At 63.4% G+C, this 25,310-nt stretch carries 26 protein-coding genes; 12 read left to right on the top strand and 14 right to left on the bottom strand.

The window, feature by feature from the left end:
* Positions 1-20: 20 nt before the first annotated feature.
* A complete protein-coding gene (locus tag RX331_RS04115) occupies positions 21-188 on the bottom strand; it encodes a hypothetical protein (protein ID WP_317255372.1) in 168 nt (55 codons plus the stop codon).
* A gap of 49 nt (positions 189-237) precedes the next feature.
* On the opposite strand from RX331_RS04115, the gene RX331_RS04110 reads away from it, so the two are divergent.
* From RX331_RS04110 to RX331_RS04100, 3 genes are all read left to right on the top strand, one after another.
* Entirely contained in the window at positions 238-1,920 is a 1,683-nt protein-coding gene (locus RX331_RS04110) for a long-chain fatty acid--CoA ligase (protein WP_317255371.1), read from the top strand.
* A 23-nt stretch (positions 1,921-1,943) separates the two neighbouring features.
* A complete protein-coding gene (locus RX331_RS04105) occupies positions 1,944-2,495 on the top strand; it encodes a DUF924 family protein (protein WP_317255370.1) in 552 nt (183 codons plus the stop codon).
* A 125-nt stretch (positions 2,496-2,620) separates the two neighbouring features.
* On the top strand, positions 2,621-3,106 hold the full coding sequence (locus RX331_RS04100) for a peroxiredoxin (RefSeq protein WP_057854710.1): 486 nt from the start codon (positions 2,621-2,623) through the stop codon (positions 3,104-3,106).
* A gap of 188 nt (positions 3,107-3,294) precedes the next feature.
* Here the strand turns inward: RX331_RS04100 and rnhA are convergent, their stop codons facing one another.
* The 3 genes from rnhA to ispH are packed head-to-tail and all read right to left on the bottom strand — an operon-like array spanning position 3,295 to position 5,713.
* A complete protein-coding gene (rnhA, locus tag RX331_RS04095) occupies positions 3,295-3,759 on the bottom strand; it encodes a ribonuclease HI (RefSeq protein WP_317255369.1) in 465 nt (154 codons plus the stop codon).
* A complete protein-coding gene (locus RX331_RS04090; protein WP_317255368.1) occupies positions 3,756-4,736 on the bottom strand; it encodes a homoserine kinase in 981 nt (326 codons plus the stop codon). The genes rnhA and RX331_RS04090 overlap by 4 nt, the downstream gene beginning before the upstream one ends.
* An 8-nt stretch (positions 4,737-4,744) precedes the next feature.
* Positions 4,745-5,713 (bottom strand): 4-hydroxy-3-methylbut-2-enyl diphosphate reductase, encoded by a 969-nt coding sequence (gene ispH, locus RX331_RS04085; protein ID WP_317255367.1) that lies wholly within the window; start codon positions 5,711-5,713, stop codon positions 4,745-4,747.
* Between the two features lie 227 nt (positions 5,714-5,940).
* Here ispH and RX331_RS04080 point away from each other — a divergent pair, with 227 nt between their 5' ends.
* Complete coding sequence (locus RX331_RS04080; protein ID WP_317255366.1) at positions 5,941-6,639, top strand: DUF1013 domain-containing protein; 699 nt, start codon at positions 5,941-5,943, stop codon at positions 6,637-6,639.
* Positions 6,640-6,712: 73 nt separating this feature from the next.
* Here the strand turns inward: RX331_RS04080 and RX331_RS04075 are convergent, their stop codons facing one another.
* The 5 genes from RX331_RS04075 to RX331_RS04055 form a co-directional block, all read right to left on the bottom strand.
* Positions 6,713-6,973, bottom strand: coding sequence for a SemiSWEET transporter (locus RX331_RS04075; RefSeq protein ID WP_317255365.1), 261 nt, complete (start codon positions 6,971-6,973; stop codon positions 6,713-6,715).
* Between the two features lie 118 nt (positions 6,974-7,091).
* A complete protein-coding gene (locus RX331_RS04070) occupies positions 7,092-7,298 on the bottom strand; it encodes a DUF6494 family protein (protein ID WP_283031941.1) in 207 nt (68 codons plus the stop codon).
* A 13-nt stretch (positions 7,299-7,311) separates the two neighbouring features.
* Positions 7,312-7,581, bottom strand: coding sequence for a hypothetical protein (locus RX331_RS04065; protein WP_283031940.1), 270 nt, complete (start codon positions 7,579-7,581; stop codon positions 7,312-7,314).
* Between the two features lie 188 nt (positions 7,582-7,769).
* The gene (locus tag RX331_RS04060) at positions 7,770-9,680 is read right to left on the bottom strand and encodes a propionyl-CoA synthetase (protein ID WP_317255364.1); all 1,911 of its coding nucleotides are present in this window, start codon (positions 9,678-9,680) and stop codon (positions 7,770-7,772) included.
* A 304-nt stretch (positions 9,681-9,984) separates the two neighbouring features.
* Positions 9,985-10,749: a tetratricopeptide repeat protein gene (locus RX331_RS04055; protein WP_317255363.1), complete on the bottom strand. Its 765-nt coding sequence runs from the start codon at positions 10,747-10,749 to the stop codon at positions 9,985-9,987.
* A 216-nt stretch (positions 10,750-10,965) separates the two neighbouring features.
* Here RX331_RS04055 and RX331_RS04050 point away from each other — a divergent pair, with 216 nt between their 5' ends.
* Complete coding sequence (locus tag RX331_RS04050) at positions 10,966-11,736, top strand: hypothetical protein (protein WP_317255362.1); 771 nt, start codon at positions 10,966-10,968, stop codon at positions 11,734-11,736.
* A 79-nt stretch (positions 11,737-11,815) separates the two neighbouring features.
* Positions 11,816-13,345 carry a sodium:proton antiporter gene (locus RX331_RS04045; RefSeq protein WP_317255361.1) on the top strand — a complete coding sequence of 510 codons (1,530 nt, stop codon included), beginning with the start codon at positions 11,816-11,818 and terminating at the stop codon, positions 13,343-13,345.
* A 139-nt stretch (positions 13,346-13,484) separates the two neighbouring features.
* Here the strand turns inward: RX331_RS04045 and RX331_RS04040 are convergent, their stop codons facing one another.
* Complete coding sequence (locus RX331_RS04040) at positions 13,485-14,288, bottom strand: glucose 1-dehydrogenase (RefSeq protein ID WP_317255360.1); 804 nt, start codon at positions 14,286-14,288, stop codon at positions 13,485-13,487.
* Positions 14,289-14,541: 253 nt separating this feature from the next.
* Between RX331_RS04040 and RX331_RS04035 the strand changes: the two genes are divergently transcribed.
* From RX331_RS04035 to RX331_RS04025, 3 genes are all read left to right on the top strand, one after another.
* The gene (locus RX331_RS04035; protein ID WP_317255359.1) at positions 14,542-16,569 is read left to right on the top strand and encodes a TRAP transporter fused permease subunit; all 2,028 of its coding nucleotides are present in this window, start codon (positions 14,542-14,544) and stop codon (positions 16,567-16,569) included.
* A 28-nt stretch (positions 16,570-16,597) separates the two neighbouring features.
* Positions 16,598-17,563 carry a TAXI family TRAP transporter solute-binding subunit gene (locus RX331_RS04030; protein WP_317255358.1) on the top strand — a complete coding sequence of 322 codons (966 nt, stop codon included), beginning with the start codon at positions 16,598-16,600 and terminating at the stop codon, positions 17,561-17,563.
* 428 nt (positions 17,564-17,991) lie between these two features.
* The gene (locus tag RX331_RS04025; protein ID WP_317255357.1) at positions 17,992-19,212 is read left to right on the top strand and encodes an EAL domain-containing protein; all 1,221 of its coding nucleotides are present in this window, start codon (positions 17,992-17,994) and stop codon (positions 19,210-19,212) included.
* Positions 19,213-19,219: 7 nt separating this feature from the next.
* Here the strand turns inward: RX331_RS04025 and RX331_RS04020 are convergent, their stop codons facing one another.
* On the bottom strand, positions 19,220-19,696 hold the full coding sequence (locus RX331_RS04020) for a hypothetical protein (protein WP_317255356.1): 477 nt from the start codon (positions 19,694-19,696) through the stop codon (positions 19,220-19,222).
* Between the two features lie 212 nt (positions 19,697-19,908).
* Here RX331_RS04020 and RX331_RS04015 point away from each other — a divergent pair, with 212 nt between their 5' ends.
* Entirely contained in the window at positions 19,909-20,211 is a 303-nt protein-coding gene (locus tag RX331_RS04015) for a hypothetical protein (protein WP_317255355.1), read from the top strand.
* A 142-nt stretch (positions 20,212-20,353) separates the two neighbouring features.
* Here RX331_RS04015 and RX331_RS04010 read toward each other — a convergent pair whose 3' ends face one another.
* The 3 genes from RX331_RS04010 to RX331_RS04000 all read right to left on the bottom strand — a co-directional run bounded on the left by RX331_RS04010 (position 20,354) and on the right by RX331_RS04000 (position 23,602).
* Positions 20,354-21,547: a hypothetical protein gene (locus tag RX331_RS04010; RefSeq protein WP_410708112.1), complete on the bottom strand. Its 1,194-nt coding sequence runs from the start codon at positions 21,545-21,547 to the stop codon at positions 20,354-20,356.
* 258 nt (positions 21,548-21,805) lie between these two features.
* A complete protein-coding gene (locus RX331_RS04005; RefSeq protein WP_317255354.1) occupies positions 21,806-22,780 on the bottom strand; it encodes a tripartite tricarboxylate transporter substrate binding protein in 975 nt (324 codons plus the stop codon).
* A 192-nt stretch (positions 22,781-22,972) separates the two neighbouring features.
* Positions 22,973-23,602: a CoA pyrophosphatase gene (locus RX331_RS04000; RefSeq protein ID WP_317255352.1), complete on the bottom strand. Its 630-nt coding sequence runs from the start codon at positions 23,600-23,602 to the stop codon at positions 22,973-22,975.
* A gap of 79 nt (positions 23,603-23,681) precedes the next feature.
* Here RX331_RS04000 and RX331_RS03995 point away from each other — a divergent pair, with 79 nt between their 5' ends.
* Together RX331_RS03995 and RX331_RS03990 are read left to right on the top strand one after the other, a co-directional pair.
* Positions 23,682-24,107 carry a PaaI family thioesterase gene (locus tag RX331_RS03995; RefSeq protein ID WP_317255351.1) on the top strand — a complete coding sequence of 142 codons (426 nt, stop codon included), beginning with the start codon at positions 23,682-23,684 and terminating at the stop codon, positions 24,105-24,107.
* 146 nt (positions 24,108-24,253) lie between these two features.
* Positions 24,254-25,264 (top strand): aldo/keto reductase, encoded by a 1,011-nt coding sequence (locus RX331_RS03990; RefSeq protein WP_317255350.1) that lies wholly within the window; start codon positions 24,254-24,256, stop codon positions 25,262-25,264.
* The last annotated feature ends 46 nt before the right edge of the window (positions 25,265-25,310 follow it).

Below are 25,310 nucleotides of genomic sequence, written 5' to 3'. Positions count from 1 at the left end.
TTCGTCCGAACTATTCCAGATCAGCGCAATGCGTCGATAGCGCACAGCCGCTTGCCTTCGGCGGCGGCATTCACAATACTGCCGAAAACAAGGCGTGCCCGGCCCGGAGCCAGCAGCAACCATCGCGTTTTCAAGCGAAGTGAGTGCCGGTTCGCGCGAAGAAAACGCGTCAAAACAAAAATCAGCACACGGATCTGATGCAGTCAGGGCCGTGCTCGGAACCAGAGGGGAGAGACCATGGAGCGGATCTGGCTCAAGCAATATCCGGCCGGCGTGCCAGCCGATATCGATGTCACGCAGTACTCGTCGCTGGTCGAGCTATTGGAAGAAAGCTTCAAGAAGTACGCCGATCGCAAGGCGTTCATCTGCATGGACAAGTCGATCAGCTACCGCGACCTCGACGAGATGTCGGCCGCACTGGGTGCCTATCTGCAGAGCAAGGGCCTGCAAAAGGGCGCCCGCGTTGCGTTGATGATGCCGAACGTGCTGCAGTACCCGGTCTCGACCGCGGCGGTGCTGCGCGCCGGCTATGCGGTGGTGAACGTCAACCCGCTCTACACCCCGCGCGAACTCGAACATCAGCTCAAGGATTCCGGCGCGGAAGCCATCGTTGTTTTGGAGAATTTTGCCACCACCGTGCAGCAGGTGATCGCGAAAACCGCGGTCAAGCACGTGATCGTCGGCAGCATGGGCGACCTGCTCGGCTTCAAGGGCGTGATCGTCAACCTCGTCGTCCGCAAGGTCAAGAAGATGGTGCCGGCCTGGTCGATCCCGGGCGCGGTCTCGTTCAACGATGCGCTTGCGGCCGGCCGCGGCATGAAGCTCAACAAGCCGCAGCTCACGCGCGATGACGTCGCCTTCCTGCAATATACCGGCGGCACGACAGGCGTCTCCAAGGGCGCGACGCTCTTGCACAAGAACATTCTCGCCAACGTGCTGCAGAACGACGCCTGGCTGCAGCCGGCGTTGAAGAAGCCGCCGCAGGTCGATCAGCTCTTCATCGTCTGCGCGCTGCCGCTCTATCACATCTTCGCGCTGACGGCGTGCTTCCTGCTCGCGATGCGGGCCGGCGGCGTCAATCTGTTGATCCCGAACCCGCGCGACATGCCGGGCTTCATCAAGGAGTTGATGAAGTACCAGGTCAATAGCTTCCCGGCGGTCAACACGCTCTACAATGGCCTGCTCAACACGCCCGGCTTCGACAAGGTCGACTTCTCCAAGCTGAAGACCTCGTTCGGCGGCGGCATGGCAACCCAGAAGCCGGTCGCCGAGAAATGGCTGAAAGTCACCGGCTGTGCGCTGTCGGAGGGCTACGGCCTCTCCGAGACCTCGCCGACGCTGACCTGCAACCCGGCCGACACCGACCAGTTCTCCGGCTCGATCGGCATTCCCGTGCCCTCGACCTATATCTCGATCCGCGACGACGATGGCAAGGAAGTGCCGCTCGGCCAGGCGGGCGAAATCTGCGCGAAGGGCCCGCAGGTAATGGCCGGCTACTGGAATCGGCCGGAAGAGACCGCGAACGTCATGACCGCGGACGGCTTCTTCCGCACCGGCGACATCGGCGTGATGGACGAGCGCGGCTATACCAAAATCGTCGACCGCAAGAAGGACATGATCCTGGTTTCGGGCTTCAACGTCTATCCGAACGAGATCGAGGAAGTGATCGCGAGCCATCCGGGCGTGCTGGAATGCGCCGTGATCGGCGTTTCCGACGCCAAGTCAGGCGAAGCGGTGAAGGCGTTCGTGGTCAAGAAGGATCCGAACCTCACTGCCGATGACGTCATCAAATATTGCAGCACGCAGCTCACCGCCTACAAGGTCCCGAAGCAGATCGAATTCAGAACCGACCTGCCCAAGACCAATGTCGGCAAGATCCTGCGCCGCGAACTGCGCGACGAGAAAAAGGCCGCGGCCTGAGCGGGCCCTGCGGACTTTACGACATGACCGAGACGAACGTCGCGCCATCAGACATCCTGGCCTTCTGGCGCGAGGCCGGCCCCGCTCGCTGGTACGAGCGCGACGACGCATTCGATGCCGAACTGCGTCGCCGCTTTCTTGCCCTGTGGCAGAAAGCGTCGGCCGGCGAGTTATCGTCATGGGAAGCCAGCGATGAAGGCGCGCTGGCGCTCGTCATCGTGCTCGACCAGTTTCCCCGCAACATGTTCCGCGGCGATGCCAGGACTTATGCGAGCGATGCTCCCGCGCGCGAGGTGGCGCACCGCGCGATCGAACGCGGCGTGGACGCGCGGATCGATCCTGAGTTGCGCCAATTCCTCTATCTGCCCTTCAACCACTCAGAGCACCTCGCCGACCAGCTTCGCTGCATCGAGCTGACGCGCGCGGCGGGGAATGCCGAAAACCTGAAATGGGCCGAGCACCATGCCGATATCATCCGGCGCTTCGGCCGCTTTCCCCACCGCAATCGCCTGCTCGGCCGCACGACCACCCCCGAGGAGCAGGCTTTCCTGGACCAAGGCGGATTTGCGCCCTGATGACGCAAGCGTGAACGGCCTTCCAACCGTGAAGGATCTTGGCCGTTGCCGTTTCAACCGCGGCGAATATTGTGCCGCCGGGCCGCAGGGGCTACAAAAGCGCGCTCATTGAGGGAGAATTGACGATGACGATCCAAGTTGGCGACAAGCTGCCGGAAGCCAAGTTTCGCGTGATGACCGCGGAGGGTCCGCAGGTCAAAACCACCGACGACATTTTCAAGGGCAAGAAGGTGGCGCTGTTCGCCGTGCCCGGCGCCTATACCGGCACCTGCCACAAGATGCACCTGCCAAGCATCTTCCTCAACGCCTATGCCATCAAGGACAAGGGCGTGAACACCATCGCCATCGTCTCCGTCAACGACGCTTTTGTGATGAACGCCTGGAAGCGCGACACCGACCAGCGGGACGAAGCCGTGTTCCTCGCCGACGGCAATGCCGACTTCACCAAGGCCATCGGCATGGAGCTCGACGCCTCCGGCAACGGCCTCGGCATCCGCTCCAAGCGCTATTCGATGCTGGTGGACGACGGTGTGGTGAAGAAGCTCAACCTCGAGCCCGCACCGGGCAAGGTCGAAGTCTCCGGCGGCGATACGCTGCTCGGGCAGCTTTAAGCCGAGCCGTCATCGCGCGACGCAGCCGCCACAATAATACTGTCATCGCCCGGCCTTGTGCGCAATTGCGCACTGGGGCCGGGCGACCCAGTACGCCGCGGCTTCTCCGTATTTCACAAACGTCTCTGGGATACTGGATCCCCCGCTTTCGCGGGGATGACGACCGTTGGTGTCGCGACGCGACTGCGCTACTTCGCCACCCGCTCCTGCAATCTCGCCATCGCCACGCCCTCGCGGGCCAATTGATCGGCGCGCTCGTTTTCGGCGTGGCCGGCGTGGCCCTTGATCCAGTGCCAGCGCACCTGGTGCGGCTTCAGCGCGGCGTCGAGGCGCTGCCAGAGTTCGACATTCTTGACCGGCTTCTTGTCCGCGGTGCGCCAGCCGTTGCGCTTCCAGCCGTGGATCCACCCCGTGATGCCCTGGCGGACATACTGGCTGTCGGTGGTGAGATCGACCACGCAGGGCTTCTTCAGGGCTTCGAGCGCAGAGATCGCGGCCATCAGCTCCATGCGATTGTTGGTGGTGTGCGCCTCGCCGCCCTTCAATTCCTTTTCCTTGTCGCCGAAGCGCAGGATGGCGCCCCAGCCGCCCGGGCCAGGATTGCCCGAGCAGGCACCGTCGGTGAACACCGTGACATGGGGAAGTTCGCTCAAGCGGCAAATCCGGGCTGGGTCAGGCCGTAATCGCGCACGCTGGCGACATTCTGGTGGAAGCGCAGCTTGCGGACATATTCGAGTGGGTCCTTCGGCTTGACCAGCGCGCCCGGCGGCACGTTGAGGAAATCGACCAGCCGCGTCAGAAGGAAGCGCAACGCCGAGCCGCGCGCCAATAGCGGCAGCGCCTCCTGCTCGGCTTCCGACAAAGGCCGCTCGCGGCCATAGGCATTGAGCAGCGCGCGCGCCTTGGTGACGTTGAAGGCATGATCGACCTCGAAGCACCAGGCGTTCAGGCAGATCGCGACGTCATAGGCCAGGATGTCGTTGCAGGAGAACGGGAAGTCGATCAGGCCCGACAGCTTGTCGCCGAGGAAGAAGACGTTGTCGGGAAACAGGTCGGCATGGATGACGCCGAGCGGCAGATCCTTCGGCCAGCTCGCCTCAAGATGATCGAGCTCGCGCGCGATGAAATCCTTCAGGCCGGGCGCGACGCTGTCGGCGCGCGGCGCTGCAGCATCGAACAGCGGCCGCCAGCCCGCAACCGACAGCGGGTTCTTACGGAACATCGGGAAGTCGTGCCCCGCCAGATGCATCCTGGCGAGCGCCTCACCGACACCGCTGCAATGCGTGACGTTGGGCCGCCGCGGCCACATGCCCTCGAGGAAATTGATGATCGCTGCCGGCCGGCCGGCAAGTTCGCCATAGACCTCGCCGTTGCGGTTTCGGGCGGGCTGGGGGCAGCGCACGCCGCGCTCGGCCAGATGCGCCATCAGCGACAGGAAATACGGCAGATCGTCCACCGCCACGCGCTTCTCATAGAGCGTGAGGATGAACGCGCCCTTGCTGGTGTGCACCAGGAAGTTGGAATTCTCGACGCCCTCGGCGATGCCCTTGTAGGAGAGCAGCTCGCCGATGTCGTAGCTCTTGATGAACTCCGCGAGGTCTTCGGCGGCGACGTCGGTGTAAACCGCCATGAAGGACCTCAGGCAGCGTCTGGCCGCACCGAACGCGGCAGCGGAAAGAATTCGTTCTCTTCCGCGGCCGACACCGTCTCCACATGCAGCTCATAGCGCTCGGCGAAGGCGCCCATGATCTCCTCGACGATCACTTCCGGCGCGGAGGCGCCGGCGGTGATGCCGAGGCTCTTGATGCCCTCGAAGCGAGACCAGTCGAGATCGCTGGCGCGCTGCGCCAGCACCGAAATCTTGCAGCCCTCGCGCTCGGCGACTTCGCGCAGCCGCTGCGAGTTCGACGAGTTCGGCGCGCCGACCACGATCAGCGCGTCGACCACCGGCGCCACCTTCTTGACCGCGAGCTGGCGGTTGGTGGTGGCGTAGCAGATGTCTTCCTTGTGCGGCCCGTTGATATTCGGGAAGCGCTCCTTGAGCAGCGCCACGATCTCGGCGGTGTCGTCGATCGACAGCGTCGTCTGCGTGACGAAGGCGAGGTTGTCCGGGTCCTTCGGCGTAAACGTCTTGGCGTCGTCGGCGGTCTCGATCAGCGTTACCGCGCCCTGCGGCAATTGGCCGAGCGTGCCGACCACCTCGGGATGGTGCGAATGCCCGATCAGCAGGATTTCCCGGCCGCGCTTGAAGTGGATGGCGGCCTCGCGGTGCACCTTGGTGACCAGCGGACAGGTCGCGTCCAGCGAGAAGAAATTTCGCGATTTGGCCTCGGCCGGAACCGACTTCGGAACCCCGTGGGCTGAAAACACCACCGGTGCATTGGTATTGTCGGGAATCTCGGCGAGTTCTTCGACGAAGATCGCGCCCTTGGTCTTCAGGCTGTCGACCACGTAGCGGTTATGCACGATCTCGTGCCGGACATAGACGGGGGCGCCATAGATGGCGAGCGCCCGCTCGACGGTATCAATGGCCCGTACCACCCCGGCGCAGAAGCCGCGGGGAGAACAAAGCACGATTCTGAGGTCTGGTTTGGTTGACGTTGACACAGAAGGCCTCGGGGCTATCTCGGGACCGAATCACCCCTAGCCGGCGGGCTGGGAACGGCCAATTCGAATAAGGACTTGGGACTGCTTTGGGCCGGTGTCAAGGCACTTTAGCAGACCATTGCGCCGATGGGGCCGGAAGGCTTATATAAGCGTTGAATTCCCGTCATCACCGATGACCATAGGCTTCGCCTCCGAAAGAGGTGGGCGAGGCACAAAGGAGATTTGCCATGAGCAATGCACCGCTGATGCCCAAGGCGACGGCCGTGTGGCTGGTTGATAATACCGCTCTGACCTTCGACCAGGTGGCCGATTTTACTAAAATGCACCCCCTCGAGGTTCGTGCCATCGCCGATGGCGACGCCGCGCAGGGCATCAAGGGCATGGACCCGATTTCGACCGGACAATTGACCCGCGACGAGATCGAAAAGGGTGAAAAGGACCCGAATTACCGCCTCAGGCTCGGCGAGAGCAAGGTCGTGCTGCCGCCGGCCGCCAAGAAGAAGGGCCCGCGCTACACCCCGGTGTCGCGCCGCCACGAGCGTCCCAGCGCGATCCTCTGGCTGGTCCGTAACCACCCGGAGCTGAAGGACGCGCAGATCATGCGCCTGGTCGGCACCACCAAGACGACCATTGCCAGCGTCCGCGACCGCACTCACTGGAACGCCTCGACGCTAACCCCGATGGACCCGGTGACGCTCGGCCTCTGCTCGCAGATCGAGCTCGATTTCGAGGTGCAGCGCGCGGCCAAGGAAAAGCCGGTGCCGGCGGCCTATGGCGGCGCCACCCTGCTGCCGGCCTCCGAGACCACGAAGAAGGAGCCGGAATTCGAGGCGAGCGAGAAGAGCGAAGACGACCTCAACGTCGACGCCGTGTTCGCCAAGCTCAAGACGATCGGCGGCAAGAAGCAGGACGACGACGAGGAGTGAGATTTTCGGCTGCGGCCGACAAGAAGCGCGGCGGGGCAACCTGCCGCGCTTTTCGTTTGAAACTTCGCACAGCTCAGCCGTATTTCAGCTTCATGAACAGGATGCCGCCGGCCAGAACGATCGTGATGGCATTCGCGACGATCAGCGGGACATCGCCGGAAAGCAGGCCGTAGACCAGCCAGAGCACGAGGCCGAGCAGCATGACGAGGAACATGCCGAGCGAAATGTCCTCGGTCGAGCGGGTTCGCCACACCTTGATGAACTGCGGGGCGTAGGCAAGGGTCGTGCACGTTGCGGCGGCAAACCCGAGTAGCTTGATTGCAAGTTGTTCCATGCCGGAATTATAGCATCGATTCGAAACGTAGGCCGCAATGGCTGAGGGCCGTGCCCGCAAGGTATTTTCTCGCGCACGACGCCACGGCTCAATCATCGCCCCCCTGCGGCGGGCAGGATCAGGTCAGCGCGATGTCGTCGTCGATCTCATGCACCAGACTGATGCTGTCGATCGTGAGAACCATCTTTGCCGACAGTTTCTCGTTTCCCTTGAGCTTGCCGGACTCAAGCGCATCGCGGACGGCCTTTTCGATCTCACGCTGCGAGGTGACGCCGACCTGCTTCAAGAACTTGCGCAGGCTGGCATTGAACACGTCTTCATTCATGAGAGCCTCCTGATCACGGCCTGACGGGGTTGTTCAGCATCTGCTCGGCCATATTGCGCTGGGCGCGATCAGCGCGGGCATTGGCATTGCCGCGCTGCACGTCGCGGTTCTTGCGGCAATTGACGTATTCGTTCGAGCCCACCGCGACGTTGTTGGCGCGGCAGAACGCGTCGTCATCGGCGCTGGAATCTACCATGGTCGGCTGGCCGCGTTCGAGGCAGCCGGTGAGTAGCGGGGCGGCCAAGAGGAGCGCGATGAGGTGCTTTGCAGGTCCAAATTGCATTCGCAGGCTCCGTTTCTTTCATCTCGTCATTGCCGGGCTCCTGTCCCCGACTTGATCGGGGATGACCCGCCAATCCATCGAAATAATGGCAGCTTGCTTTGAAGAGGATGGATGCCCGGGTCAAGCCCGGACATGACGAGGAACCTTTCATTCCGGCAAGGTCCGAAGGACCCAGACGCGACAGTTGCTTACACCCTCCCCTTCAGCGCATCGCCGATCTCATCGAGCACCTTGGGGTCCTCGATCGTGGCCGGCATGGCCCAGCTTTCGCCGTCGGCGATCTTCTTGATGGTGCCGCGCAGGATTTTTCCCGAGCGTGTCTTCGGCAGCCGCCCTACCGTGATCGCGAGCTTGAAGGCCGCGACCGGGCCGAGCTTGTCGCGCACCAGCGCCACGATCTCGTTCTCGATCTCGGCCGGCTTGCGCGTCACACCGGCTTTCAGCACCAGGAATCCGCACGGCACCTCGCCCTTGATCGCGTCCTTGATGCCGAGCACCGCGCATTCGGCAACCTCGGGATGCGAGGCCAGGATTTCCTCCATGCCGCCGGTCGAGAGACGGTGGCCGGCGACATTGATGATGTCGTCGGTGCGGCCCATCACCCAGACGTAGCCGTCCTCGTCCTTGTAGCCGGCATCCGAGGTCTTGTAGTAGCCGGGGAATTCGGAGAGGTAGGCTTCCTTGAAGCGCGCCTCCTGCTGCCACAGCGTCGGCAGGCAGCCGGGCGGCATCGGCAGCTTGATCACGATCGAGCCCATGGTGCCGGCGGCGACCGGCTTGGAAGCCTCATCGACGACGTCGACCTGATAGCCGGGCATTGGCACCGTCGGCGAGCCATGCTTGACCGGCAGCATGCCGAGCCCAACCGGATTGCCGGCGATGCACCAGCCGGTTTCGGTCTGCCACCAGTGATCGATGACCGGCACCTTCAGCTGCGCTTCCGCCCATTCCACCGTCGGCGGGTCGGCGCGCTCGCCGGCCAGGAACAGCGTGCGGAATTTCGACAGGTCGTATTTGCGGATGAACGCGCCGTCCGGATCTTCCTTGCGAATGGCGCGAAAAGCCGTCGGCGCGGTGAACAGCGCCACCGCCTCGTGCTCGGAGACGACGCGCCAGAACGCGCCGGCATCGGGCGTGCCGACCGGCTTGCCTTCATACATGATCGAGGTGGCGCCATGAATCAGGGGGCCATAGACGATGTAGCTGTGGCCGACCACCCAGCCGATGTCGGAGCCGCACCACCAGACCTCACCGGGCTTGACGCCGTAGAGATTGAACATCGACCATTTCAGCGCGACCAGGTGCCCGCCATTGTCGCGCACGACGCCCTTCGGGATTCCCGTGGTGCCTGAGGTGTAGAGAATATAGAGCGGATCGGTCGCCAGCACCGGCGTGCATGGCGCGGTCTTGCCCGCATCGAGCGCGGCGCGGCGCAGCGTTACCCAGTCATGATCGCGGCCGGCAGTGAGTTCACAAGTTTGCTGCGGCCGCTGCAGAATCACGCATGCTTGCGGCTTCGCACTCGACAGTTCGATCGCGGCGTCGAGCAGCGGCTTGTATTGCACGATGCGGCCGGGCTCGATGCCACAGCTTGCCGAGAAGATCAGCTTCGGCTTGGCGTCATCGATGCGCGTCGCAAGCTCTTTCGCGGCGAAGCCGCCGAACACCACGCTGTGCACCGCGCCGATCCGCGCGCAGGCCAGCATCGCAAACACCGCCTCCGGCACCAGCGGCATATAGAGGATGACCCGGTCGCCCTTGGCCACGCCGAAATCAGCCATCACGGCGGCGAGCGTCTGCACCTCCTTGAGCATCTCGGCATAGGTGAATTTCGAGATTGAATTAGTGAGCGGCGAATCGTGGATCAGCGCCACCTGCCCGGCGCGGCCGCCGGCGACATGGCGGTCGAGCGCGTTGTAGCAGGTATTGACCACGGCGCCGGCGAACCAGCTTCCATAGGCGCCGATCGAGGGATCGAAGATCTTTTTCGCCGGCTCGATCCAGTCGATCTCGCGCGCGGCCTCGGCCCAGAACCCCTCGGGGTCGGCCAGCGAGCGGGCATGGACCTCGTGGTAACGGCTGTTGCTCTGGATGTTCATGGCGCACTCCCGGTCGATCGCCTAATGTCGTCATGCCCAGGTTTGTCCTGGGCATCCACGCACTCGGTTCAGTTCGAACACGGCAAGACGTGGATGGCCGGGACAAGCCCGGCCATGACGGCTGGGCAAGTATTTATTGCAGGCATTGTCACGGGAAGTTGCGCCAGATCAAGCCGGAATAGCTTGATCCTTCGGCTAAATCTCACTGACGAGGCCGAGATCATAGCCCGTTTGCCGAACGAGGCATTGCGTGTCTCGATGAAGTTGCGCTGTTGCTAAGGTTCGAGATGCGGGGGGCATCCACCTAATATCCATCGATGCCGTTAATCTTCTGCAGGCGTTGCAGCATCGCCTTTTTCAGGTCGTAGCCGGGCCGGCCGTATTCCCTGTTGCGGCGGGCGATGTACTCCTCCTGCTCGCGCCGCAACTTGCGCGCCTGCTGCGCGGTCATCTTCCCAGCCGCCGCCCTCTGATAGGAGCCTTGCACCTCCCGATCGAGATCGGCGAGCTCGGGATTGGCGCAGATCGCCTTCTCCACCTTGCGGCGGGCGGTGGCGCAATCAAAGCTCGGCTTGCCGGCGACCGCCTTCAAGACGCCCTGCCGCTCCACCTCCTGCGCCAACGCGCGATGGTTGGCCCGCGCGATCGCATGATCGGGGTTCAGCTTGATCGCCGCGGCAAAATCCGCCACCGCCTTGGGCAGATCGCCCTTCCGGCGCAACAGCTCGCCGCGCGCGTTGTGAACGTCGGCCTGCGCGGAATCGAGCCGCAGCGCACCGTCATAATCTGATATCGCGCGATCGATCATGTTCTTGCGCTCATAAGCGGTGGCGCGCGCGATCAGCGCCTTGACGCGATCGGCCTTCTCGGTCTTGGCGTTGTCGATAAGCGCGCTGCAGAGATTCACGGTCTTGTCGTGGTCCGGCCCCAGCGAGGCGGCAAGACAGGGCGCGGGATCGATGCGCAGATCCTTGACCGGCTCGGCGCCGGTCGCAAACGCACCTTGGGTGAACATCATCGACAGCAGGGATGCTGCCAGCAGGCTCTGAATGTCGGAACGACCTCGCATCGATGGACCCGGGATACGCCTTCAACTGGCGTCCGTTCTAGCAAGGCGCGCGCTTCTCCGACAACGGCCGGCTGCGCGTTTCTTTCTTCATCCCCAGGGACAGATTTTGGCCGAACGGTGGCACGCGAGAGCAGTGAACTCCTTCACACGCGAATGGACGCTCTTCGTCATAAAATTTGCCCTGAACCTTATGCTGATTCCCCGGACTCAATAACCATGACCACATTGACCGACCTCAATCCGCCGCGCGCTATCGCGCAATCCGAAACCCGCTACTTCTATTTCTACATGGCGCTGGCCTGCATGGCCGTCGCCTTTATCGGCTTTGCGCCAACCTATTGGCTGCCGCTGGCGCAACGATCGTTCTCGGCATCATCAGTCGTGCATTTTCATGGCCTGTTGTTTTTCGCCTGGTCGCTTTACTTCGCATTCCAGAGCTGGCTGGCCGCATCCGGCAAGATCACCCGGCACCGCTCGATCGGCATGATCGGTGTCTCGCTGGCGACCGCGATGACGATCTTTGGCTTTCTGGTCACCGTCAACGCGATGAAGCGCTCGGCGGCGGCTGGGCTCGCTGATGATGGAATCGCCTTTGCGATTGTTCCGCTAAGCGGAATTCTGTTCTTCGCCGTGGTGTTCGCGCTGGCCATTGCATCGATTCGTCAGCCGGAAACCCATAAGCGGCTGATGCTGCTGGCCGGCATTTCGCTGCTGGATGCCGCAGTTGCGCGCTGGTTTCTCACCTTCCTCGCGCCTCCCGGCCCGCTCGGCCCGCCGCCGGTGCCGGTGACCATTCCGCCCGCCATCGTCGCCTATCTCCTGCTCGTCGTTGCCATCGTGTTCGACTGGCGCACCCGCGGCCGCCCGCACCCGGTCTATGTCTATGGCGGCCTCGCGCTGATCGCGATCAAGTTCCTGAACTGGCCGATCAGCCTTTCACCGCTGTGGCACTCCATCGCCGGCGGCATCCTGGCGATGGCGCAGTAGCGAACGGGCAACATACCTTCCTGCCGGTTGGTGCTAGATTGGTGGCGACATCGATCTCGACCGGCAGGGAATCTCACATTTGCTAGCATTCGAATGGATCATCGGGCTGCTGCTCGGCGCGGTGCTGCTCTCGGCGCTGGCACGGCGGCTCAACGTGCCCTATCCGACCTTTCTGGCGCTCGGCGGCATGCTGCTGGCCTTCGTGCCGTCAGGGCCGCGCTGGATGCTGGAGCCGGAGCTGGCGCTGGCGCTGTTCGTCGCGCCGGTGCTGCTGGATGCGGCTTTCGACACCTCGCTGCGCGATCTCCGGAACAACTGGCTGCCGGTCGCCACGCTCGTCCTCGTCGCCGTCGGCCTCACCACCACCTCGGTCGCGGTGCTGGCACACTGGCTGATGCCTGACATGCCCTGGGCCGCCGCGATCGCGCTCGGCGCCATTGTCGCCCCGCCCGATGCCGCGGCAGCAACGGCGATCCTGCGCCAGGTCAACCTGCCCTACCGCCTGCTCAAAATCCTCGAAGGCGAGAGCCTGCTCAACGACGCCAGCGCGCTGTTGATCTACCGCGTCGCCGTCGGCATCGCGACGGCGCATCATCTCAGATTGAGCGAGTTTGCCCCTTCGCTCGGCCTGGCGCTGGTCGGAAGCCTGGCGGCCGGCTATCTCTGCGCCAGGCTCTGGCTGCCGTTGACGCAGCGGATCACGGAAGCGCCGAGCGCGATCATCGTGCAATTCGCCGGTACCTTCACGATGTGGATCGTGGCCGAGCATCTCGGGCTGTCAGGCATCCTCACCATCGTCGCCTATGCGATCACGCTCGCGCGCACTGCGCCGGCGCAAATGCCGGCGCGGCTGCGCGTGCCGACCTATGCGGTGTGGGAAACCGTGGTCTTTGTCCTCAACGTGCTGGCGTTCGTGCTGATCGGGCTGCAGTTGCGCCCGATCTGGGAGCGGCTCGATGATCCCGTGCGCTGGAAGTATTGCCTGGTCGCCGCCGCCGTGCTCGGCATTGTCATCGCAACGCGCATCGTCTGGGTGATGTTCTATGGCGTGGTGCTGCGGTTTGTGATCGCGCGCGGCCTCCTCCGCACGAAGACCGCTCCCACCGTCAGAGGCGGCATCGTGGTCTCCTGGTGCGGCATGCGCGGCATCGTCACGCTGGCAGCGGCGTTCGCGCTACCTGAAAACTTTCCCTATCGCGATCTGATGCTGCTGACGGCGTTCACGGTGGTGCTGGGCTCGCTGGTGATCCAGGGCCTCACGCTGCGACCGCTTATCATGGCGCTGCGGCTGAAGGACGAAGATCCGGTGAGATCCGAGGTGGCGCGCGGCCGCGCGGTGGCGTACCGGGCGGCGCTGGATGAAATCGACGGCGATCCATCCGAGGAAGCCGAGCTTCTCCGGCTCGAATACCGCGCGCTGCTGCTGCGCGCCGGCGACGATGGCGGCGTAGCCAGTGGCGAATTGCCGGCCGACCCGCTACGCCGCCGCGCCATTCGCGCTGCCCGGCAATCGATCCTCACCTTGCGGGAATCCGAGGCCATCGGCGACGATGCATTCCACCAGCTCGAGGAAGAACTGGACTGGGCGGAAATGAGTGCGCGGGGGTGACCGATGTCGTCCCGGCGAAGGCCGGAACCCGTACGCCGCGGCGCGTGTGGTTACGGCGGCGTCTACCGGCTTTTTTCAAAGCTGCGGGACACGGAGTATGGGTCCCGGCCTTCGCCGGGACGAGTGAATGCGGTAGCGGCTAGGCCGATTTCGCGGTGATCCCACCATCGACCACCAGTTCGACGCCGGTGACGTAGCGGGATTCGTCCGAGGCCAGGAACAGCGCGGCATTGGCGACGTCCCAGGCGTCGCCCATATGCCCCATCGGCACCTGCGCGTCGCGCGCCCGCCACATCGCCTCGACGTCGCCGCCGGAATAGCTGGCGGCAAGCCCCGCCGAATGCGCGACCATCGGCGTCTTCATCAGGCCGGGCAGGATGCAGTTGACGCGGACATGATCCTTCGCGAACTGCACGGCCGTAGTGCGCGTCATCTGGTTCATCGCCGCCTTCGAGGCGCCGTAGGTGACGTAGGAAATGCCGACATGGCGGATCGAGGCGATCGAGGAGATGTTGATGATCGAGCCGCCGCCCTGCTTCTGCATGATCGGAATGACATGCTTCATAGCGAAATAGGCGCTCTTGAGATTGACCGCGAACACGCGGTCCCATTCCGCTTCGGTCACCTCGACGACGCTGCCCATCTCGGCGATGCCGACATTGTTGTCGAGCACGTCGATGCGGCCATAGGCTTTCAGGCAGGCCGTCACCATCGCCTCGACCTCGGCCTCGCGCGAGACGTCGGCGGTGAAGGCCGTCGCCTTGCCACCCTCGCCTGCGATGATATCCACGGTCTCCTGCGCCGCGGCGGCGTTGCGGTCGACGCAAAATACCTGCGCGCCCTCGCGCGCGAAGGTCACCGCGGTCGCCTTGCCATTGCCCCATCCGGGGCCGATCGAGCCCGCGCCGACCACCATCGCCGTCTTGCCCTTGAGCCGTTCCATCGACTTTCTTCTCCCTGGTTAAGTGTTTTCCCGTAGCCCGGACGCGCGTGACGTCCGGAAGTCCAGCCTGGCGTTTCCCCGGCTATCGCTTTGCGCATCTGGCGAGCCCGGGTCAAGCCTCCGAAAAGCTAACGAGACACGCGCGATATGGGCCTACAAGGCCCTTGCCACGGTTGCCCAAAATGGACTGAATGCGCCCCGCGAAAGGCCCGCGGAAGCCGGGTCTGGGAATAGACAGGTCCCCGGGGAAAGCATGGCTCAAGACAAGACAACGCCGCCCAATGATGAAGTCGTCGCGGTTTCCGACGAAGCGCTGCAAAAGGCAGAAGCCTTCGTCGAAGCGGAAGAAGGCGCCGCCAACCGCCTGATGGGGTGGGCAGGAAAGATCTCGACCACGATTGCCGTGGTCATGAGCCTGTTTCACCTCTATGCGGCCTACGCCATCGTTCCGACCCAGGAACTTCGCTATACCCACGTCGCGTTCACGCTGGTCCTGAGCTTCCTGCTGTTTCCGCTGGCGACACGCTTTCGCAACCGCGTGCGCTGGTGGGACATCGTGCCCGGCATCGTTGCGGTCGCGACCATCATCTATGCGCTGTGGGGCGGCGAGGATTTCACTGACCGCGCCACCGTGCCCGACCGCTGGGACGTGATCGTCGGTGTGGTTTTCATCGTGCTGCTGCTGGAGGCGACGCGGCGTACCACCGGCGCGATCATGCCCGTGGTGTCGCTGCTGTTCATCGCCTATGCGATGCTGGGACCCTACCTGCCGGCGCCGTGGACTCACCGCGGCTATGACCTCGCCCGCCTGGTCGGCCACCTCTTCATTACGCTGGAGGGCATTTTCGGCGTCGCCGTCGACGTGTCGGCAACGCTGATCATCCTGTTCACGATCTATGGCGCGTTCCTACAGCATTCCGGTGCCGGCAAGTTCTTCATCGATTTCTCGCTGGCCTTGATGGGCGGCAAGCCGAACAGCGCCGGCCGCACCGTGGTGCTGTCGTCGTTCCTGCTCGGCGGCCCCTCCGGCTCGGGTGTCGCCACCACCGTGATGATCGGCACCGTGGCGTATCCAATGATGGCCAAAGCGGGCTTCGAGCGGAACGCCGCGGGCGGCCTGCTCGCCGCCGGCGGATTGGGGGCGATTCTGTCGCCGCCGGTGCTTGGCGCCGCCGCGTTCCTGATCGCCGAGTTTCTCAAGATCAGCTATCTCGACGTGATCTGGATGGCGACCATCCCGACCTGTCTCTACTACATGTCGCTGCTGTTCATGGTCGAACTGGACGCCAAGAAGTTCGGCGCCAAGGACGTCACGTTCAAGCCGGAATTGTCACTCGGCGAAATGACCAGGCGCTACGGCTTCCACTTCATCTCGCTGCTCGCCGTCGTCGTCTTCATGGTGATCGGCTACTCGCCGACACTGTCGGTGTTCTACGCCATCTGCGTCACCTTCGCGCTGAGCTTCCTGCGCAAGGAGACTGCGCTGATGCCGAGCAAGCTGGTCAAGGCGCTGGCTGACGGCTCGATCGGCGCGCTCAATGCCGCCGCCACCTGCGCCTGCGCCGGCATCGTGGTCGGCGTCGTGACGCTGACGGGCCTCGGGCTGAAATTCTCGTCGATTGTCATCAGCTATGCCGGCGGCAGCCTGCTGCTGACCGCGATCTATACCTCGCTGATCGTCTGGATCATCGGACTCGCCGTGCCGGTGACCGCCTCCTACATCATCTGCGCTGTCATCGCTGCGCCGGCGCTGATCAAGTTAGGGGTGCCCGATTACGCTGCGCATATGTTCATCTTCTATTACGCGGTGCTGTCCGAGGTCTCCCCGCCGACCGCGCTGTCGCCGTTCGCGGCCGCCGCCATCACCGGCGGCGATCCCTACAGGACCACGCTGCAGTCCTGGAAATACACGCTGCCGGCGTTCCTGGTGCCGTTCGTGTTCGTGCTCGACCCGCAAGGCCCCGGCCTCTTGCTGTCGATTCCGAAGGGCGGGTCCTGGGTCGATATCGTCGAGATCACAATCAAGACGACCTTCGGCCTTTTGGCGCTGGCGGCGTTTGCCCAGAACTGGGCGCTGCGACAAAATACAGCGGTCGAGCGCGGCCTACTTCTGCTATCGGGGTTGCTGCTGGTGTTCCCGAGCCTGATCGAGGCGATTGTCGAAGGGATCATCGGCCGCGATATCAGCTACACCTACGTGCCGGGCCTGATCATCGGCCTCGGCGTGGTGCTGTGGCAGGCGAGGACACGGTCGCGCACGCGGCCGGCGCTAACAACGTAAGTCAGGGAAGCGATTGAGGATGAAAAAAATGAAGAAGACCGTAGCCATACTGGCCATGACGATTTCTGCCACGCTCGCCTTCGCAGGCGCGAGCCACGCGCAGCAAAAGACGATGTCGATCGGCACCGGCGGCACCGGCGGCGTCTATTATCCGCTCGGCGGCGCCGTAGCCAACGTGCTCTCGAAAAACCTTCCCAACGTGCAGGCCACCGCGGAAGTGACCGGTGGCTCGGTCGACAATCTCAAGCTGATCGGCGCGGGGAAAAGCGAGATGGGCTTCACGATGGCTGACGCCGCCCTCGATGCTTTGCAAGGGCAGGACAAGTTCAAGAGCGGCAAGGTGCCGCTGCAGGCGCTGCTCGTGGTCTATCCGAACCGCATGCATGTGGTGACGGTGGAAGGCCGCGGCATCAACACCATGGCCGACCTGAAGGGCAAGCGTGTGTCGACTGGGTCGCCCGGCAGCGCCACCGAAGTGATGGCCTTCCGCGTCATTGAAGCCGCTGGCCTCGACAAGGACAAGGACATGAAGCGCGAGCGGCTCGGCGTCGCCGAATCCGTCAACGGGGTCAAGGACGGCAAGATCGACGCCTTCTTCTGGGTCGGCGGCATTCCGACCGCCGCAGTGACCGATCTCGCGGCAACGCCCGGCATCAAGATGAAGCTGATCGACCATGGCGACCTGGCCGAGAAGATGAACGCCAAATACGGCAAGCTCTACTCGCCGAGCACGATCAAGGCTGGCTCCTATCCCGGCTACGACAAGGATAATTCCATCACTGAGGTCTGGAATCTGATCGTGACCGGCGACAAGATGAGCAACGAGGACGCCTACACTATCGTCAAGACGCTGGTCGAGAAGAAGGCCGATATCGTCGCCGTGCACAAGGAAGCCGAGAGTTTTTCGCTCGACAACCAGGTGCAGGACCGTTCACCGATTCCGTTCCATCCTGGCGCACTGAAATATTTCAAGGAGAAGGGCATCGGCGGCTAGCTTCGCCGGCCGCGACACGGAAGCGATATTTGAACGGAGACCGCGGCCCGACGGCCGCGGTCTTTTTTTGGGACGCAAGCTTGCGTGCAGTGCGTCATTGCTGCTTCTGCGAAGGAGCGCGCACGTATTTGAGTGGGATATTCTCGAGGCGCCAACGTCGCGGCATCAACGCACGGTCACAGGCGTTAACATGCGGGGCTGACCAATTTTTGCACAGGCAAGGCATCGGCGCAGCGAAGTCCAATGAAATCAACCGATCAGCCATCTGATCGGGCTGAGCCGCGACATCGGACAATCCCCTGAATGCATTATTCTCGCCTGCGGCTTTAACCCTACTGAAGTAATCATGTGAGCTGTCACAAAATTCCATCATTGCGACCTCAACGGGGATGTACCACTGGCGCCGGGGTATCTGTTGGGAGGGCGGCATGGAGCAAATCAACTTCAGCGAGTACTCGCGCGCAGGGCATTTCGGGCATCGGAAGCTGACGCCCCGGGCCTGCGTCGTGGACAGCAAGAAGCATCTTCGGCTGTTCCTTTCTGACGCACTCGAGGACCTCGGCTTCATCACCTGCGAATGCGGCCAGGCCGGCGATCTGGCCGGGCTGCTGCAGTCCGAGCAGCCGGATCTGATCGTGCTCAGCGTGTGCGTCGACGGGCTCAATGTCGGCGAGATTCTCGAAGCCATCGTCCGCAAGAATTTTGGTGGCAAGGTTCTCGTGATCGGCCAGCCGGATTCGATCATGGTCAAGGCGGTCAGGCAGATCGGCGAGGAATACGGAATCGCCATGCTGGCTTCGCTTCCGACGCCGTTCGGCACGGCGAGCCTGCGCGCGACCGTCGCGGAGCTGTTGCCGGCCGAACCGGCGCCAAGCCCCGCCGTCGATGTCGCCGAAGCCCTGAAGGCCGGCTGGCTCGAATTGTGGTATCAGCAGAAGATCAACGCGCGCACGCTGATGCCGAATGGCGCGGAGGCGCTGGTGCGGATGCGGCACCCGGCATGGGGCGTGGTGCCACCGGCTTACTTTATTCCCGACGACAAGGACCCGCATTTTCGAGCGCTGTCGGATTTCGTGGTCGGGCGCGCGATCGAGGACTGGCGCTATCTGCTGGAGAGCCAGGGCCCGGTCGATCTGTCGGTCAATCTTCCCGTGACGTTCTTCGGCAATACTGAGGCGGTGCGCGACCTCTGCCGCGCCATGCCGGCCCATCCGGCTTTCGGTGGGCTCGTGATCGAAATCGACAGCAGCGAGGTCATCGACCATCCGGAGCTTGCGGTCGATGCCGCGCGGCGGCTGCGCCTGCACAATATCGCGATCGCCATCGACAATGTCGGCGCGGAATGGCCGTCGCTGCTGGAGATCAGCAATTTCCCGTTCGCCGAATTGAAGGTCGACCCGAAATACATCGATGGCTGCGCGGATGACCGGCTAAAGCAGACGGTATGCCGAAGCATCATCGAATTGGCCCGCAACAACGAAGCTCGCGTGGTCGCGCAGGGTATCGGAACCCGAGCCGATTACCTCGCCACACACGACATGGGCTTCGATCTGGTCCAGGGCCAGTTGTTCGGCAAACCGGTGGCGGTGCGGAAATTTGCCCGCTCCCGTCCGCAGCTCGCAAGTGCCGCCGCCGGCAGCACGTCCTGAGCCGGGTTCACTCGAACTTCATGTCGATGCATTTCGCGATGTCGGAGCCGAGGCCGGACGAGATGATGATGCAGCCGCGTACCTTCAGATTATTGTTGTCGCTGGCCCACACCGCATAGCCGCCGGGACCGAAGAACGAGTTGGTGTTCGGCGACTCGGTCTCGGTAGCATCGAACGAATATTCCCCGTCGGTATCGAAGATGCGCGGCTTCCTGGCGCAGCTGCCGTCGGCCTGCACGTTGATGACTTCCTTGTTGTCGCGCGTCAGCGCCAGCGAGACCTGGCAGCGGAAATATTCCGAAGTCTTGGTGTTGAACACATACGCGAAGGATTTGCAGGTCGCCGTATTGAGCTTTCCCGGGGCCAAACCGCGGCTGCAGGCGATCCGCTGATTGTTGGAGAGCTTGAAATTATCGGCCGCTGCGGAAGCGAGCGTCATGAATGACAGCGCAACACCGAGACCGATCTTCATGACGTGGTTCATCCGAATCATCCCCTGACCTTTTCCGCATTGCATGCTTGTAGCGGGAAAGGCGAACATAGTCGCGAAGTCGAATGCGGGAAATCACAAAGTCTAATTCAGAAGGTCTCAAGGCGATGTGATGCGTCGAAGGTGCCAATTGACTGCACAATGCCGTTCGTGATTTGTTCAAAGCCTGGGGCAAGGCGCCGAACGGCTGATGGGGAGGATGGATGATGACGAGGGTTTCAACGAAAGCACTGTTGACGGCGGCCGTGCTGGCGGGATTTTCGACCGGCGCATTCGCGCAAGCCGCGCCGACACCCTGGGAGCTGAAGCCGGACATGGGCTATGCCTATGGCAAGGACGGCAAGACGCTTTCCTACAAGATGGGCACCAACAATGCGGGCCTCTTGCTCAAGGGCGCCAAGAAGGTGCCAAGGGGCACGCTGTTCTTCATCGGCCAGAATGGACAGCTCTACATGCGTAGCGGTCCCTATCTCGAGGGCGACGGCAGCTTCATGTTCGGCTCGAATTGAGCGGTGTTGCGATAAGCCATGCTGTCATCATCTGCGAAGGCGGATGATCCAGTACGCCGCGCTGGTCATGGCCTTTCCGATAGCGCCGATTACTGTCATGCCAGGCCTTCGCGGGGCATGACAAGCTGGCGCTGCAGCATGACTAAAACGCCGCCGCCAGCTCCTTTGCGCCGGGCTTGCTGCTGTTGAAATCCATCCGCTCGTCGGTCACCGCCAACAGCTTGGCCACGGTGTTGTGGCGGATCGCGACGGGGTTGCGCTCATAGCCGCCGCGCTGGAAGAAGTTCGAGGTCGGCACCTGCTCGCGCATCGCCTGCGGCATCGTCACCATATCGAGGCCGGTGCCGTCGCCGGTCAGGTTCATCATTTCGAGTTCGGCCGCGGTCAGTGGACGATTGTAACCCTTGGCGCGCGCGAAGATCACCGACGTCAGCAGCTTGTGAGTCTGCAGCATCGGCCCGACATCGACATCGAGCACCATGGCGTGCACCGCCCAGCCCTGCGGCGTATTGGCGAGCTTTTCGTGCTCCGACCAGGTGTCCGGCACCGAGCGCGTGAACGCCACCATCTTCTTCAGCACGGCAAGCTTGTGCTCCATCGCCTTGCGCGGCGCCCCCGACAGCTGCGCGGTCCGCGCCGTCAGCTCCTTGATGAATTCGTGGCCCTGCTCGGCCAAAAGTTCGACGCTGTTGGTGGTCAGGAGCTGGTTGTAGCCGATCGCGGTCGAAATCGCGCGCGAGCCCGGCTTGGCGGGATTGAGCCCCGACTGCATGTCGTAATTGCCGTTGCCGCCGGTCTCGAACGAATAGACCCGTATCGCCTGCTCGCGCGTCAGGCCGGCGGCCAGCGCGTAGCGCGCATAGGCACGCTTGAATTCGACTTCGGATGACGGCCGTTGCGGCACGAACTGGAAATGATCGGCGGCGGCCTTGAGGAAATCGGCCACCACCGGCAGCGGCTTGCGCTCGCGGGGCGGCTTTTCTTCTTCCGGCTCCGGGCTGACCGGCCTCCTCGGACCGGTGTAGACCGGCGGCTGCGTCAGCACGTAATCGTCGAGCGTGATGGTCTGGCGCTCCCGGCGCTTGGCGTTGCGGCCCTTTCGCTTCTCGGAGATCGCCGTCCAATAGGCGCCCGCCTCCTCTTCGAACGCGGCGCGCGCCTCCTGATACTCTTTCAGCTTGCGGCGATATTCGGCGATGGCCTGCGGCGAGGCGGCTTGCGCCATTGCGTCGGCGGCTGAAGACGGCAGCGGCTCGCTTGCCGCGGCAGGCAGCGCACCCGCCAATAGGGCGAGCGCGACACATCCGGACCCCATGCGAATCAAAGGCAGGCGCATACCACCCTTGTAGCAAGCGAGCCTGCGAAGTCAGCCCCTGAAGGGAGCGACAATAGGTGGCGTTCTTCTTCCTTCTCCCCTTGTGGGAGAAGGTGGATCGACGACGCGAAGCGGCGGCGAGACGGATGAGGGGTCTGTCTCCGCGGAGAGAACCCCTCATCCGGCGCCATAGCCGATGCGAAGCATCGGCGTTCTAAGAGACGGCGGCCAAAGGCCGCCTATGCCAACTTCTCCCACAAGGGGAGAAGGGAAGAGCCGTCACTCCTGCTCGACACCGCTCGCTCTGACGAGCTGCGACCACTTCTTCTCGTCCTTGTCGATGAATTCGGCGTAATCTTCCGGCGTCCCGGGCGTGATCTCGGTCCCGTCATTGCCGAGCTGCCTCTTCACTTCCTCGCTGGCAAGCGCATTACGCAGCGTCTTGTTGAGCTTGTCGACAACCGGGCGCGGCGTGCCGGCCGGCGCGACCAGCCCGTAATAAAGCGAGGCATCAAAGCTCCCGAGGCCCGCCTCGACCATCGTCGGCACCTCCGGCAACAGGCCCGAACGCGTGACGCTGGTGACCGCGAGCGCGCGCAATTTGCCGGCGGCGACATTGGCATGCGAAGCCGGGATCGGCGCAAATGCCATCGGGATGTGGCCGCCGAGCAGATCCGTCAGGGCCGGCCCGGTGCCTCTGTAAGGGATGTGCCCGAGCTTGATGCCGGCAGCGCGGGCAAAATATTCGCCGGTGATGTGGCTGGCGGTGCCGGCGCCCGCCGAGCCGAAATTGACCTTCTCGGGATTGGCTTTCGCATAAGCGATCAGATCGGCAACGGTCTTGGCCGGGAACGAGGGATGCACCACCAGCGAATTCGGTGCGTTGCCGATCATGCCGATCGGCGCGAAATCCTTGCGCGGATCATATCCGGGATTCTTGTAGAGCGAGGGGCCGATCGCCAGCGTGCCGGTGTAGCCGAGCAGCAGCGTGTAGCCATCGGGCTCGCTCTTCGCGACCGCCTTGGTGCCGACCGTGCCCCCGGCACCAGGGCGATTGTCGACCACGACCTTCTCGCCGAGCAGTTCGCTCATCTTGTCGGCGATGGCGCGGCCGACGATCGAGGTGCTGCCGCCCGGCGCGAACGGAATGACGAGCGTAATGGCGCGGGCGGGATAGTTTTGGGCGTGGGCTGCGGGCGCGATCAGGCCGAGGATAATAACGGCGGCACAAATCCACTTGTTGCGCGAGGGCATGATGGGCGAACTCCCGGACTGTTTTTCTTGTTGGTCCGACATCGTCGCCTAAACGATCGACGTGCGCAACCCGGGCTACTGCAGTACGGGCAGCGAAGCGTGCCCACCATCGCTGTTGGCGCGCTCATCAAGCATGGTGGGCACGGCGCTCACGCGCCTTTGCCCACCCTACCGCACTTTCGCGATGACGGATCACCGCCATGCAAACACCGGCTGTTCCAGCTCCGCCACGCGCGTATCGCGGCCCGCGAGCACTTCGGCAAACTGATAGATCAGCGCCGCCGTCGGCGCGTGGATGTGCTGGCCAGCATGGTGGAAGCGAATCACGCGCCGCGTGCTTTCGGGAATCATAGCGAAGCTGAAGACGTCGGTGCGCTCGATGTCGTCGAGCGCGACGCGATGCACGGAGGCGACCTCCGCCGGATTGGGGACGATATCGGCGACGGCGCCGACCCAGACCACCACAGGCGTGATCAGATAGCCCGAGCGCGTCGGATAATCGTCGAGCAGGCCAAGCACGTCAGTTTCGCGCAAGGCGACGCCGAGTTCTTCGTGCAGCTCGCGCAGCGCCGCCTGCGCCTGCGTCTCGCCGTCGTCGCAGCGACCGCCCGGCAGCGCCCATTGGGCGGCGTGGGAGCGCAGGGTCGCCGCGCGACGGGTCAGGAGAAACGCGGTGCCGCCACCCGTCTCCGCCTCGGTCAGCGCAAAGGCCACCGCAGCGCGCTTCAGGCCCGACGTCGCCTCGGCAGATGGTGCCCGCGTGAACGCCGCGCAGAGCTCTGCGATTTTCCGCCGTGTGGTATCGTCAAATGACCGGGCCATCCTGCTTGACTACAACATCGGCGCATCGGATGAAACGATCCGGACAGCATGACAGATCGCAGGAAACGGAACGCACGACATGACAGCCAAAGCCGCGGACAAGCTCAAATCCGACGGCTGGAAGATCGTCGAGACGTCAGGCTTCCTGCACCTGATCGGCCCACTCTGGCAGCGCGTGGTCGACGGCACGCATGAATATGCGCTGCTGACCGAGGACAAACACCACAACCGACGCGGCCTGGTGCAGGGCGGCGTGATCATGACATTTGCGGATCGAACCTGCGGCATGACCGCCCGCTTCGTGTCAGGCAAGCCGACGCTGGCGACCGTGCAGCTCGATACCCACTTCGTCGAGGCCGGCAAGATCGGCGAGCTTCTGGTGTCTAAGCCGCATGTGGTACGCTCCACCCGCAGCCTGATTTTCATCACGACGGAAGTGACCGTCGATAAGCGCTGTATCGCGATGGCGAGCGGCGTGTTCAAGATATTGAAGAGCGAGGGGTAGGTTGTGTCATTGCGAGCCAACGGGTCGCGCGAACGCGCGCCCGATGACAGGCTCCGCGAAGCAATCCATCTGTCCGCTTGCTGAGACATGGATTGCTTCGTCGCTTCGCTCCTCGCAATGACGGGCATACGAAGGAGACGAGTCCCATGCAATACCGCCAACTCGGCCGCAGCGGCCTGAAGATTTCGCCGATCTGTCTGGGCACCATGATGTTCGGCGGCCCGACCGATGAAGCGACCTCCTCGCGCATCGTCACGAAGGCGCGCGAGGCCGGCATCAATTTCATCGACACCGCCGACGCGTACAATGGCGGCCAGTCCGAGCAGGTGGTCGGCCGCGCGATCTCGAACCAGCGCGCGGGCTGGATCCTCGCCACCAAACTCGCCAACCCAATCGGCGACGACCCCAATCGCGGCGGGCTGTCGCGGCGCTGGGTGATGCAGGCGGCGGAGGAGAGCCTGACGCGGCTCGGCACCGATGTCATCGACATCTACTATCTGCACAAGGAAGACCACGCGACGCCGCTGGAGGAGACGGTGCGCGCGATGGGCGATTTGATGCGGCAGGGCAAGATCCGCTATTTCGGCGTTTCGAACTATCGCGCCTGGCGCGTCGCCGAGATCTGCAACATCTGCGACGACAACGGCATCGATCGCCCGATCGTCAGCCAGCCCTATTACAACGCCATGAACCGCATGCCCGAGGTCGAGCACTTCCCGGCCTGCGGCTATTACGGGCTCGGCATCGTGCCCTATAGCCCGCTGGCGCGCGGCGTGCTGACCGGCAAGTACGCGCCGGACGCGGCACCGGACAAGGAAACCCGCGCCGGCCGCGCCGATAAGCGGATGATGCAGACCGAATGGCGGCCGGAATCGCTCAAGCTCGCACAGCAGATCAAGCAGCACGCCGAGGCCCGCGGCATCACCGCCGGGCAGTTCGCGGTCTCCTGGGTGCTGAACTCGTCCTTCGTGAGCGGGGTCATCGCCGGCCCGCGTACCGAGGCGCAATGGGACGATTACATCAAGGCGCTCGACTACCGTTTCACGGCGGAGGACGAGGCTCTGGTCGATCGCCTCGTCGTGAGTGGCCACCCCTCGACGCCGGGCTTCAACGACCCGGCCTATCCGATCGAGGGACGGCGGGCGCGGACGGGCTAGCGTCGGCCACTAGCGCTCGGTGCGGCCGCTAGCCATCACCCTTCGT

Source organism: Bradyrhizobium sp. BWA-3-5, from assembly GCF_032917985.1.
Taxonomy (GTDB): domain Bacteria; phylum Pseudomonadota; class Alphaproteobacteria; order Rhizobiales; family Xanthobacteraceae; genus Bradyrhizobium.
Note: the sequence above shows the minus strand (reverse complement) of the source record. Positions and strands in the feature narration are given on the sequence as shown.